Annotated in this window: 12 protein-coding genes; 8 read left to right on the plus strand and 4 right to left on the minus strand. The window is 69.1% G+C overall.

The genetic code is table 11. The annotated features are described in order from the left end of the window. Positions 1-2: 2 nt before the first annotated feature. Genes ureE through ASD28_RS18750 form a run of 4 tightly spaced genes read left to right on the plus strand, consistent with a single transcriptional unit; the run spans position 3 to position 2,416 of the window. A complete protein-coding gene (ureE, locus tag ASD28_RS18735; protein WP_056131437.1) occupies positions 3-503 on the plus strand; it encodes an urease accessory protein UreE in 501 nt (166 codons plus the stop codon). Beyond that, positions 500-1,165: an urease accessory protein UreF gene (locus ASD28_RS18740; protein ID WP_056131440.1), complete on the plus strand. Its 666-nt coding sequence runs from the start codon at positions 500-502 to the stop codon at positions 1,163-1,165. The genes ureE and ASD28_RS18740 overlap by 4 nt, the downstream gene beginning before the upstream one ends. Before the next feature lie 13 nt (positions 1,166-1,178). Beyond that, entirely contained in the window at positions 1,179-1,790 is a 612-nt protein-coding gene (gene ureG, locus ASD28_RS18745; RefSeq protein ID WP_056131442.1) for an urease accessory protein UreG, read from the plus strand. Positions 1,791-1,801: 11 nt separating this feature from the next. Further along, the gene (locus tag ASD28_RS18750) at positions 1,802-2,416 is read left to right on the plus strand and encodes a HupE/UreJ family protein (protein WP_056131445.1); all 615 of its coding nucleotides are present in this window, start codon (positions 1,802-1,804) and stop codon (positions 2,414-2,416) included. Here ASD28_RS18750 and ASD28_RS18755 read toward each other — a convergent pair. Next, the gene (locus ASD28_RS18755; protein WP_056131447.1) at positions 2,390-3,022 is read right to left on the minus strand and encodes a 1-acyl-sn-glycerol-3-phosphate acyltransferase; all 633 of its coding nucleotides are present in this window, start codon (positions 3,020-3,022) and stop codon (positions 2,390-2,392) included. The two genes, ASD28_RS18750 and ASD28_RS18755, sit on opposite strands and share 27 nt — an antisense overlap. 160 nt (positions 3,023-3,182) lie before the next feature. On the opposite strand from ASD28_RS18755, the gene arsC reads away from it, so the two are divergent. The 4 genes from arsC (at position 3,183) to ASD28_RS18775 (ending at position 8,458) form a co-directional block, all read left to right on the plus strand. Next, complete coding sequence (gene arsC, locus ASD28_RS18760; protein WP_056131450.1) at positions 3,183-3,530, plus strand: arsenate reductase (glutaredoxin); 348 nt, start codon at positions 3,183-3,185, stop codon at positions 3,528-3,530. Between the two features lie 101 nt (positions 3,531-3,631). Continuing rightward, positions 3,632-5,110: a glycoside hydrolase family 30 beta sandwich domain-containing protein gene (locus ASD28_RS18765; RefSeq protein ID WP_200948858.1), complete on the plus strand. Its 1,479-nt coding sequence runs from the start codon at positions 3,632-3,634 to the stop codon at positions 5,108-5,110. A 260-nt stretch (positions 5,111-5,370) separates the two neighbouring features. Beyond that, complete coding sequence (gene fusA, locus ASD28_RS18770; protein WP_056131457.1) at positions 5,371-7,479, plus strand: elongation factor G; 2,109 nt, start codon at positions 5,371-5,373, stop codon at positions 7,477-7,479. A gap of 148 nt (positions 7,480-7,627) precedes the next feature. Then, positions 7,628-8,458, plus strand: coding sequence for an aldo/keto reductase (locus tag ASD28_RS18775; protein ID WP_056131458.1), 831 nt, complete (start codon positions 7,628-7,630; stop codon positions 8,456-8,458). 7 nt (positions 8,459-8,465) lie between these two features. Here ASD28_RS18775 and ASD28_RS18780 read toward each other — a convergent pair whose 3' ends face one another. Genes ASD28_RS18780 through ASD28_RS18790 form a run of 3 tightly spaced genes read right to left on the minus strand, consistent with a single transcriptional unit; the run spans position 8,466 to position 11,937 of the window. Then, the gene (locus ASD28_RS18780; RefSeq protein WP_056131461.1) at positions 8,466-10,211 is read right to left on the minus strand and encodes a bifunctional diguanylate cyclase/phosphodiesterase; all 1,746 of its coding nucleotides are present in this window, start codon (positions 10,209-10,211) and stop codon (positions 8,466-8,468) included. Continuing rightward, positions 10,208-11,554 carry a sensor domain-containing diguanylate cyclase gene (locus ASD28_RS18785; RefSeq protein WP_229412130.1) on the minus strand — a complete coding sequence of 449 codons (1,347 nt, stop codon included), beginning with the start codon at positions 11,552-11,554 and terminating at the stop codon, positions 10,208-10,210. Before ASD28_RS18785 ends, ASD28_RS18780 begins: the two co-directional genes overlap by 4 nt. Continuing rightward, positions 11,551-11,937, minus strand: coding sequence for a hypothetical protein (locus ASD28_RS18790; protein ID WP_056131464.1), 387 nt, complete (start codon positions 11,935-11,937; stop codon positions 11,551-11,553). The genes ASD28_RS18785 and ASD28_RS18790 overlap by 4 nt, the downstream gene beginning before the upstream one ends. Positions 11,938-12,013: the final 76 nt, after the last annotated feature.

Consider the following 12,013-nt stretch of genomic DNA (forward strand, 5'->3'; position numbering starts at 1 on the left):
TCATGATGTCACTGCATACGAAGATCGCCCACGCGGACACCGTCCACGACCTGCTCGAGCTGCCGTACGACCAGCGCGAAAGGTGCCGCCAGCGCGCGCGGCTCGCATCCGGCGAGGAAGTCGCCCTGTTCCTCGTACGCGGCGCCGTGCTGCGCGACGGCGACCTGCTGACGGGCGAAGACGGACGCGTCGTGCGGGTCGTCGCCGCACCCGAGCCGACGTATCTCGTGCGCTGCGCGAACCCGACGCTGCTCGCGCGCTGCGCCTTCCACCTCGGGAACCGCCACACGCAGACGCAGGTCGGCGCGGGCTGGCTGCGGATCCGCGTCGATCCGGTGCTGAAGGACATGGTGCTCGGCCTGGGCGCGCACGTCGAGGAAGAGCAGGCGAAGTTCGAACCGGAAGCGGGCGCGTATGCGGGCGGCCACGGCCATCACGATCACCGCGGCCTGCTGGCGCCCGTGCCGCTGCGCCAGAAGATCCACCGGCCGGCGGACGCATGAACGCCGCGAGCCTGCTGCACCTGCTGCAGTTCGCGAGCCCGGCGCTGCCGATCGGCGGCTACAGCTATTCGCAGGGCCTGGAGACGGCCATCGAGGCAGGCCGCGTGCACGATGCGGCGAGCGCGCACGCGTGGCTCGTGCGCTATCTCGACGAGGTGCTGGCGCGCTGGGACGCGCCGCTGCTGTGGCGTTTGTTGAGCGCGTTCGCCGCGCGCGATACCGCGGCCATTGCAGAGTGGAGCGCCTGCTTCCTCGCGTCGCGCGACACGGCCGAGTCGCGCGCGGAGACCGTCCAGATGGGCTATTCGCTCACGCGGCTGATCGCGGAGCTGGGCGTGGCCGACGTCGGCCTGCTCGGCGGCGAGGTGACGCTGCCGGCCGCCTACGCGTGCACCGTCGACGCCCTCGACATCCCGCATGAAGAGGCAGTGTTGGCGATGCTGTTCGCGTGGACCGAGAACCAGGTGCTCGTGTGCGTGAAGTCGGTGCCGCTGGGGCAGGTGGCGGGGCAGCGGCTGCTGCTGTCGCTGCGGCCCGATCTCGAACGCACGGCCGTCACGGCCTGCACGCTGCCCGATGCGGACCTGTCGAACTGGTCGCCCGGCCTGTCCATGCTGTCGATGCGGCACGAGGTGCAGCATGGACGGTTGTACCGTTCCTGAAAGAGGTAAAACCATGACATCGAATCCCCTGCGGGTGGGCATCGGCGGCCCCGTCGGTTCCGGCAAGACGGCGCTGTGCGAGATGCTGTGCCGGCGCATGCGCGACCGCTACGACATGGCCGTGATCACCAACGACATCTACACGCGCGAAGACATGGAAATCCTGCTGCGCGCGAACGCGCTGCCGCCCGAGCGGCTGATGGGCGTTGAGACCGGCGGGTGTCCGCACACGGCGATCCGCGAGGATGCGTCGATCAACCTGGAGGCCATCGCGCGGCTGCAGGCGGACTTTCCGGCACTGGAACTCGTGCTGGTGGAATCCGGCGGCGACAACCTCGCGGCCACGTTCAGCCCCGAGCTGTCGGACCTCACCCTGTACGTCATCGACGTGGCGGGCGGCGAAAAGATTCCGCGCAAGGGCGGACCCGGCATCACGCGCTCCGATCTTCTCATCATCAACAAGACGGACCTCGCGCCGCACGTGGGCGCCGACCTGGACGTGATGGCGCGCGACGCGCAGCGCCAGCGGGGCGCGCGGCCGTTCGTGTTCACGAATCTGCGCACGGGCGAGGGCGTGGACACCGTCGTTTGCTTCATCCGCGAGCAGGGATTACTTGACCAGTGAAAGGGAAAGCCATGAAATGGAACGACAACCCGAAGTCCCGCGTGCGTCATGAAGGCCCGTCCCCGCGTCCGCGCACGCGCCTGGGCGGTGCGGTCGCCGCGCTCGCCACCCTCGCCGTGGCGCTGCCCGCGGCCGCGCATCCGGGGCATCCCGACGGCGGCTTCGCGGCCGGCCTGCTGCATCCGCTGACGGGGCTGGATCACCTGTTCGCGCTGCTGGCTGTCGGCCTGTGGAGCCGGCAGCAGCGCCATGGGGCCGTGCTGCCGCCCGCGTTCCTCGTGATGATGGCGCTCGGCGCGGCCTGTGCCGACGCGGGCCTCGTGCTGCCCGCGCTGGAGGCGTCGATCGCCGCGACCGTGCTGGTGCTGGGAATGCTGGTCGCGTGCGCGCCCGGCCTGCAGCGGCGCCTGCCGCCGCAGGTGGCGGTCGTCGTGGTGGGTGGGTGCGCCTTCCTGCACGGGCTGGCGCATGGGCGGGAACTGGCGGGGATGGCGAGCGGCGCCGGCTTCCTCGTCGCGAGCGCCCTGGTGATGCTGGCCGGCGCGCTGCCGGGGGAACGCGTGCACCGCATGGCCGGCGCCGCGATCGGCGCGGCAGGCTTATACCTGCTTGCGGGCGTCGTCTGAACGCGGCCCTGGTTCGGCCAGGCGGATCGGCGCCGCCTTCTCCGGATACAGCGCGCGCACGCCGTCGTACGCCTGCGCGATGGCGGCCATGTCGACCGTTTCATCGCCCGTCATCGTCAGCGTGCGCGTGACGTCGATGACCTTCTTGCCGTAGTCGAGCGAGACGAGCAGCACCGGCACGTCGGCGGCCAGCGCGATGCGATAGAAGCCGCTCTTCCAGTGCGGCCGGTAGCTGCGCGTGCCTTCCGGCGTGATGGCGAGCCAGAACCAGTCGGCCGCGTGCATCGTCTGCGCGAGGCGCCGGATCGCGCCCTGCGGCGAGCTGCGGTCGATCGCCACGCCGCCCCAGTAGCGCATCAGGGCGCCCATCGGGCCGCGGAACAGCGAATCCTTGGCGAGCCAGCGGAACTGGATGCCGACGGCCCACTTGGCCAGCAGGCCGATGGGGAAATCCCAGTTCGACGTGTGCGGATACACGACGACGATGCCGTGCGGACCCGGCAGGGGTTTGAAATTGAAGCGCCAGCCGAACGCGTTCAGCAGGCGCAGCGCGGCGCGCTGGCGCAAGGTCGGCAGCCCCTCGGGGCGCACCAGGTAGTCGTCCATGTTCTCTCCGTACGGCGGGCCGTCTGCAAGCAATGGTGATTGCGCCTCGGCAAGCAAACCGGGCATTTTATAGCGCTGCCAGAAGGCGGACAAGCAAAAAAACTGGAAGCGTTGCGGCCGCGTCGGTATCATCCTTGCCTCTCAATCAAGGATTTTCAAGATGGACATCACGATTTTTCACAATACCCGCTGCGGCACGTCGCGCACGACCCTCGAGGCGATTCGGGCGACCGGCGTCGAGCCGCGCGTCGTCGATTATCTGGCGCAACCGCCGACGCGGGACGAGCTGAAGGACCTGATCGCCCGGGCGGGTTTGCAAGTGCGCGACGCCGTGCGCAGCAAGGAAGCGCTGTTCAAGGAACTCGGCCTGGACGATCCGGCCACGACCGACGACGCGCTGCTCGACGCGATGGTCGCGCATCCGATCCTCATCAATCGTCCGTTCGTCGTCACGACCAAGGGTGTGCGGCTGTGCCGGCCGTCCGAGCTGGTGCAAGAGATTCTGTAAAACAGTCTTTTGACATCGTGAAACGACGAGTGGTATAGTCGTCCGACTTCGATTGGTAACGTTTCCAATCGCGCAGCCGCCAACACACGACAGGAGACACGATGACGACGAGACGAGATGCAATGCGGCTGCTGGGCGCCGCGACACTGATGGGCGGCCAGGTGGCCGTGGCCGGCCGCACCGCGGCAGCGCCCGCAACCGCCCCGGCGGCCGGCGCCACCGGCTGGCAGGTCGTGACGTCCGCACCCGGCGCTGACCGCTTCGCCGCCCGTCCGCTCGGCGCCTTCCAGCCGGCAGGCCAGCCGCCGGAGACGGACATCGCCGTCTTCGTCGACACGTCGAAGCGCTACCAGGAAGTGTTCGGCTTCGGCGGCGCCGTCACGGACGCCGTCGCCGAGGTCCACGCGACCCTGACGCCGGCGCAGCAGCAGGCGTTCCTGGCGGCGTACTTCGACCCGCGCGCGGGCCTGGGCTACAACATCCTGCGCACGACGATCCACAGTTCCGACTTCGGCAGCGGCAGCTACACGTACGTGCGCGACGGCGACCGGTCGCTCGCATCGTTCAGCATCGCGCCGGACCTGAAGCTGCGCGTGCCGCTGCTGCGCGCCGCGCTGGCGGCTGCGCGCGCCCACGGCACGGACATGCGCGTGTTCGCCAGCCCGTGGAGCGCGCCGGCATGGATGAAGTCGAACCAGAGCATGCTCGCCGGCGGCAGCCTGCTGCCCGAGTACCGCGACACGTGGGCGCGCTACGTCGTGAAATTCGTCCAGGCGTACGAGCAGGCCGGCATCCCGCTGTGGGGCCTGTCGGTGCAGAACGAACCGATGGCGAAGCAGAAGTGGGAGTCGATGATCTTCAGCGCCGCCGAGGAAACCCGCTTCCTCGGCGACCACCTGGGCCCCGCCTTGACGGCGGCGGGACTGGGCCGCAAGAAGGTCATCGTGTGGGACCACAACCGCGACCTGCTGCCGCAGCGCGCCGCGACGATCCTGGCGGATGCGAAGGCGCGGCCGTACATCTGGGGCGTCGGCTACCACTGGTACGAGACGTGGGCCGGCGGGGAGCCGATGCACCGCAACGTCGCCGCCGTGCACGCGGCCTGGCCGGACGTGAACCTCCTGATGACGGAAGGCTGCATCGAGAAATTCGATCCCGCGCGCCTGCAGGACTGGGCCAACGGCGAACGCTACGGCCGCGAGATGATCGCGGACCTGAACGCGGGTTCCAGCGGCTGGGTCGACTGGAACATGCTGCTCGACAGTCGCGGCGGCCCGAACCACAAGAACAACTTCTGCTTCGCGCCGCTGCACGCGAGCGCCGACGGCCAGCTCGTGTTCACCCCGATCTACACGGCCATCGGGCACTTCAGCCGCTACATCCGTCCGAAGGCTCGCCGCGTGGGCGCCACGACGAGCCGCAGCACGCTCGATGCGACGGCGTTCCGCAACGCGGACGGGCGCCTGGCCGTCGTCGTCATGAACCGCAGCGACCAGCCGCAGCGGTACCGGCTGTTCGTCGACCGGCAGGAGGTGGCGGTCGAGATTCCGGCGCGGGCGCTGCAGACCATCGTCGGTTGAATATCGAACAGCGTCGTTCCCGCGAAGGCGGGAACCCAAGTTCGGCGTACCCGCTGCGCATGCAAATTGGGGGGATGGCGCCTGTGGCGCTATCCCGCCTCCGCGGGGGCGACGTTCAGGCTGCATCTCCTGCACGAACGCCGCACTTCAGTTACATTGTGCAGCTATACCCTCTGTCTTAAGACCGGTTCACGCAGCCCGGCCTTGAAAGTGGGGGTATATGCACTTACATTGGCGTTCCGTATCCACAGGAGATTGTGATGAGCCGTAAGACCCCCATCGAGCGTTACCGCAACATCGGCATCAGCGCCCATATCGATGCCGGCAAGACCACCACCACGGAGCGCATCCTGTTCTACACCGGCGTGAATCACAAGATCGGCGAGGTGCACAACGGCGCGGCGACGATGGACTGGATGGAACAGGAACAGGAACGCGGCATCACGATCACCTCGGCCGCGACGACGGCCTTCTGGAAGGGCATGGGCGGCAACTTCGCCGAGCACCGCATCAACATCATCGACACGCCGGGCCACGTCGACTTCACGATCGAGGTCGAGCGCTCGATGCGCGTGCTCGACGGCGCCGTCATGGTCTACGATTCCGTCGGCGGCGTGCAGCCGCAGTCCGAGACCGTCTGGCGCCAGGCCAACAAGTACAAGGTGCCGCGCATCGCGTTCGTCAACAAGATGGACCGCGTGGGCGCTGACTTCTTCCGCGTCCAGCAGCAGATCCGGGACCGCCTGAAGGGCAACGCCGTGCCGATCCAGATCCCGCTCGGCGCCGAAGAGCATTTCGAGGGCGTGATCGACCTCGTCAAGATGCAGGCCATCCGCTGGGACGACGCGAGCCAGGGCGTGCGCTTCGCGTATGAAGACATCCCGGCCGACCTCGTGCCCGTCGCGGAAAAATGGCGCGAGACGATGATCGAAGCGGCCGCCGAGGCGACGCCCGAGCTGACGGAGAAATACCTGAACGGCGAGGCGCTGACGGAAGACGAGATCAAGGCCGCGCTGCGCGCGCGCACGATCGCGGGCGAGATCGTGCCGATGCTGGCCGGCTCCGCCTTCAAGAACAAGGGCGTGCAGGCGATGCTGGACGCCGTCATCGAATACCTGCCGTCGCCGGTGGACGTGCCCGCGATCGCCGGCCACGACGAGGACGACAAGCCTTTGGAACGTCATCCGTCCGATGACGAGCCGTTCTCGGCGCTCGCCTTCAAGATCATGACCGACCCGTTCGTGGGCCAGCTGACGTTCTTCCGCGTGTACTCGGGCGTCGTGAATTCGGGCGACACCGTGTACAACCCGACCAAGGGCCAGAAGGAACGCCTGGGCCGCATCCTGCAGATGCACGCCAACGAGCGCAAGGAGATCAAGGAGGTCTTCGCGGGCGACATCGCGGCGGCCGTCGGCCTGAAGGGTGTCACGACGGGCGACACGCTGTCCGACCCGGACAAGGTCATCGTGCTGGAAAAGATGACGTTCCCGGAACCCGTGATCTCGCAGGCGGTAGAACCGAAGACGAAGGCCGACCAGGAAAAGATGGGCATCGCGCTGTCGCGTCTCGCGCAGGAAGACCCGTCGTTCCGCGTGCGCACGGACGAGGAATCGGGCCAGACGATCATGTCGGGCATGGGCGAGCTGCACCTGGAAATCCTCGTCGACCGCATGAAGCGCGAGTTCGGCGTCGAGGCGACGGTCGGCAAGCCGCAGGTGGCGTACCGCGAGACGATCCAGAAGGCCGTCGAGAACGTCGAGGGCAAGTTCGTCAAGCAGTCGGGCGGCAAGGGCCAGTACGGCCACGTCGTGCTGAAGCTGGAACCGCTGGAACCGGGCAAGGGCTACGAGTTCGTCGACGCCATCAAGGGCGGCGTCGTGCCGCGCGAATTCATCCCCGCGGTCGACAAGGGCATCCAGGAAACGCTGCCGAACGGCGTGCTGGCCGGCTATCCGGTCGTGGACGTGCGTGCGACCCTGACCTTCGGTTCCTACCACGACGTGGACTCGAACGAGAACGCGTTCCGCGTGGCGGCGTCGATGGCGTTCAAGGACGCCATGCGCAAGGCGTCGCCGGAACTGCTCGAGCCGATGATGCAGGTCGAGGTCGAGACGCCCGAGGAGTTCACGGGCAACGTGATGGGCGATTTGTCCACGCGGCGCGGCGTCGTGCAGGGCATGGACGAGATCCCGGGCGGCGGCGGGAAGCTGATCAACGCGGTCGTGCCGCTGGCGGAGATGTTCGGCTACTCGACGACGTTGCGTTCGCTGACGCAGGGGCGGGCCACGTACACGATGGAGTTCAAGCATTACGCTGCGGTGCCGAAGCATATCCTCGACCAGATTGCGACGGCCAGGGCGGCGAAATAACGTCGTCCCCGCGGAGGCGGGGACCCATGCTGACGTTGCGGTTACGCGACTTGCGCAGCATCGCTAGCGCAGTATGGGTTCCCGCTTCCGCGGGAACGACGGTGTTTGATTTTGCTGTATCTTCGTGTTTTCGAATCCGGAGACCGCCATGAACCCACTCCCCATCCTCGGCCAGGGCACCTGGAACATGGGCGAAGACCCGTCCGCCCGCGCGGCCGAAGTGGCCGCGCTGCGGCTCGGCCTCGATCTCGGCATGACCCTGGTCGACACGGCCGAGATGTATGGCGAGGGCGGTGCCGAGGAAGTGGTTGGCGAAGCTATCGCCGGCCGCCGCGACGATGTCTACCTCGTCAGCAAGGTCTACCCGCACAATGCGTCGCGCGCGGGCGTGCGTGCCGCGTGCGAGCGCAGCCTGCGGCGCCTGCGCACCGACCATCTCGACCTCTACCTGCTGCACTGGCGCGGCGGCGTGCCGCTGGCGGAGACGCTGGAGGCGTTCGAGCGCCTGCGCGACGAGGGAAAGATCCGCGCCTACGGCGTCTCGAATTTCGACACGGACGACATGCTGGAAGCGGCCGCGCTGCCCGGCGGATCGGGCATCGCGGCGAACCAGGTGTTGTACAACCTGGTCCAGCGCGGCATCGAATGGGACCTGCTGCCGTGGTGCCGCGAGCGCGGCATCCCCGTGATGGCGTACTCGCCGCTGGAATCGACGCCGGCCGAGCAAATGCCGCTGTTGACCCGTCCGCAACTGGGCGAGGTGGCGCGCCGCCACGGCGTCACGCCGGCCCAGGTGGCGCTCGCGTGGCTGCTGCGCCAGGACGGCGTCGTCGCGATTCCGAAGGCCGTGCAGCCGGCCCACGTGCGTGCCAACCGCGCCGCGCTCGACCTCGCGCCGCAACTCACGGCCGACGACCTGGCGCTGCTGGACGCGGGCTTTCCGCCACCTGGCCGGCGCCGGCCGCTGGCGATGCGCTGAACGCGGTTCAGCGAGTCGTCAGCCAGTCGAGCAGGTCGGGCGAGGCGAGCGGACGGCTGAACAGATAGCCCTGGCCCTTGGCGCAGGACTGGGCACGCACGGCGGCGGCCTGCGCCTCCGTCTCGATGCCTTCGGCCACCGTGCTCATGCCGAGGCTCTGCGCCACCTTCACCGTCGCCTCGATCAGCACGCGGTGGTGGTGGCTGGTGTCGGCCTGGCACACGAACGAGCGGTCGATCTTGACCGTGTCCACCGGCAGCTGGTGCAGGCTGGAGAGCGATGAATAGCCGGTGCCGAAATCGTCCAGCGCCAGCGTGACGCCGATGGCCTTCAGTTCGTGCAGGCGCTGCTGCACCTGCTGGTCCTGCGCCGCCAGGCTTTCCGTCACTTCCAGCTGCAGCTGGTCCGGACGCATGCCGTTCTGCGCCAGCACGTCGCGCACGACGGCGGGCCAGCCCGGTTCCGCCAGCTGCGCGCGCGACAGGTTCACGGCCAGCAAACGCGGCGCGCGTTCGCCCAGGTCGCGCTGCCACGCGGCGAAGTCGCGGCATGCACTGCGCAGCACGAAGTCGCCCAGCGCGCCGATGAGGCCCGATTCCTCCGCCACCTGGATGAATTCGACGGGCGGCACGACGCCGCGCACGGGATGGCGCCAGCGCACGAGCGCTTCGACGCCGGCGGCATGGTCGGTGGCGCCGTCCGGGCGCAGTCCGACGACGGGCTGGTAGACGACGAACAGCTGGTCCTCGACGAGGGCCTGGCGCAGGTCGGATTCGATGTCGGCGCGGCGCGCGGCCCGTTCGCGCATCGCGGTCTCGAACGCGATGCAGCGGGCGCCGCCCGCGCGCTTGGCCTCGACCATCGCGATGCTGGCGTCGCGCAGCATCTCGCCGGCAGACGCGCCCGCGTCGGCGCTCCACACGAGGCCCATGCTCAGGCGGATGACGATATCCTGGCCGTGCAGCGCATGCGGCCGCGCCAGCGCGTCGAGCAGGCGCGCGGCCACGCGCTCGGCGTCGCCGCGGCTGCGCAGGCCGTCCAGCACGACGGCGAATTCGTCGGCGCCGACGCGGGCCGCCATCTGGCCCGCGCCCGCGTGCGGGTCGATGCGGTCGCTCGGCGGGCGCAGCGTGGCGCGGATGCGGTCGCCGATCTGCACGAGCAGGCGGTCGCCGGCGGCCTGGCCCAGCGCGTCGTTGACCTGGCGGAAGCGGTCGCAATTCATGAACATGAGTGCGAAGCCGCTGCCGTCGGCAAGCGGGGCCCGGCCCAGCATCTGCTGCAGCTGTTCCAGCACGGCTTCGCGGTTGGGCATGCGCGTGAGCGCGTCCGTGCGCGCCTGGCTGCGCAGGCGGCGCGCGAGGCGCTCCTGCTCGCGCTGCACTTCCGCGGTGGCGTCGGTCACGGTGGCCATCAGCCGCGCCCCGTCCAGTTTCAGGACGCTCAGCGACAGCACCTGCGGTCCGCCCGGCGCGGCCGCATCGCCCAGCTGCACGCGCAGGCCTTCGCACACGACGCCGGACGGCGCCGCGAAGTCCGCCGTCATGGCGCGCAGCTGCGGCGCCACGTCCTGCAGCACCGTGAACAGGTTATCGAGGCTGCCGTCGCGCGCGAGCGGCATCAGGAGGCTGGACGACATCGGGTTCAGCATGTCGACCGTGCCGTCCAGGCCCGCCTGCACGAGGCCGATGGGCGCGCGGTAGAGAAACTGGACCAGTGCCTCGTAGGCGTCGACCTTGTTCGTGTCGATCATCGGCGCGCCTCGCTGGCCAGGGCCGGATGCCAGCGCTCGACGCGGTCGCGGCCTGCCGCCTTCGCGGCGTACAGGGCCTGGTCGGCGCGTTTCATCAGGCCGTCCAGGCCGGGCGCCTCGCCGTCGCACACGGCGACGCCGGCGCTGACAGTGCACGCGATGTGCGCGCCGTCGTACGCGACGGGGCGGCCGGCGACGAGCCCGCGCAGCCGTTCGGCCACGGCGACGGCGGCATCGAGGCCGGTCGACGGCAGCAGCACGGCGAATTCCTCGCCCCCCACGCGCGCGACGACGTCGACCTGGCGGAACGTGGCGGCCAGCAGCTGCCCCAGGTGGCGCAGCACGGCGTCGCCGCCGGCGTGGCCATGGCGGTCGTTGATGCGCTTGAAGTGATCGGCGTCGAGCAGGACGAGGGCCGTCGGCCGCGGCGCGCGGCGGTTGCGGTCCAGTTCCAGTTCCGCCGCTTCGAAGAACGCGCGGCGGTTGGCGACGCCGGTCAGGTGGTCGCAGAACAGCGATTTGCGGCGCGCATCGAGTGCTTCGCGCTTGTCGCTGACGTCGCGCAGCACGAGGCAGTACGCGGCTTCGCCCGGCTCGGCCACGTCCGCGTCGCGGTCGGGCAGCGGCGAAATCATCGCGCTGGCCCAGAACTCGCTGCCGTCGGCGCGTACGCGCGGGCCTTCGTCGAGGCTCCAGCCGTTCTGGTCGGCCTCGCGCAGGCGGTCATGGGTGTGGTCGGACGTCGTCGCGCCCTGCGGATAGAACACGGAATACGGCTGGCCGACGACGTCTTCGCCATGCCCGGTGACGCGCGCGATCGTCTCGTTCCACGCGCTGACGCGGCCGGCGCCGTCCAGGCCGACGAGGGCGTAATCGGTGATGCTCGTAAGGAGGGCGCCCAGCCACGCCTCGTTCTGGCGCAGCTGGCGGTCGCGCCGCACCTGTTGCGTGACGTCGGCCAGCACGGCCATCAGGCGCGTTCCGTCCAGCTTCAGCAGGGTCAGCGACAGCACCTGCGGCGTGCGGCCATCGACGTGGATGTGCAGGCCGTCGCACACCATGCCGCGGGGCCGCGCGAACGCCGCGCACAGGTGGCGCAGTTCGGGCGCGACGCCCGCAAGCGCGTCGAACAGGTTGACCAGGTTGCCGTCCTGCTGCAGCGGCATCAGCAGCTGGGCCGAGACCGGGTTGATCATGAGGATCTCGCCGTCGGCCGCCGTCTGCACGAGGCCGACGGGGGCCAGGTACAGGAACTGCATCAGCGCCTCGTGCTCGGCGGCGAGGCGGTCGTAGGCGTCGCCTGCGCGCACGTCGCCTACACGCATGTCGATGCCCGCCGTCATGCTTTGCGCTGCACGAGCACGTAGCGCACGGGCGTATGGGGCGCGGCCAGCAGGCGCAGGGCGACTTTTACCGGGCGCATGCGCAGGGTCAGCACGTAGTCGATGGTGTCGTCGAGCGTCGTGCCGTCGTCCTGGGCATCCTCGAAGCGCTGCGCCACCATGAAATTGTTCAGGCAGGGGGCCACGTTCGTGAACAGCGGCTGGCCCAGCACGCGCGGCGGCGTGAGCCCGGCCGCTTCCGATTCCGTACGGTTGTACTGGCACACGGTGGTGTCGCCGTCGAAGCCGATCACGCCGAAATCGAGGCGGTCGAGATCGTCCCCTGCCAGTTGCGCGAGGCGCGCGTGCAGGTCCGGAGTGGCGAAGGACAGGTTGGCGGTCATGGGAAGCTCCAGCGGAATGGTGTTGCAGGGAAGAAAGGCATAGTGACATGACGCCATGTCTCTGTCAAACCAATCG

This window comes from Massilia sp. Root133 (assembly GCF_001426525.1).
Taxonomy (GTDB): domain Bacteria; phylum Pseudomonadota; class Gammaproteobacteria; order Burkholderiales; family Burkholderiaceae_D; genus Telluria; species Telluria orientalis.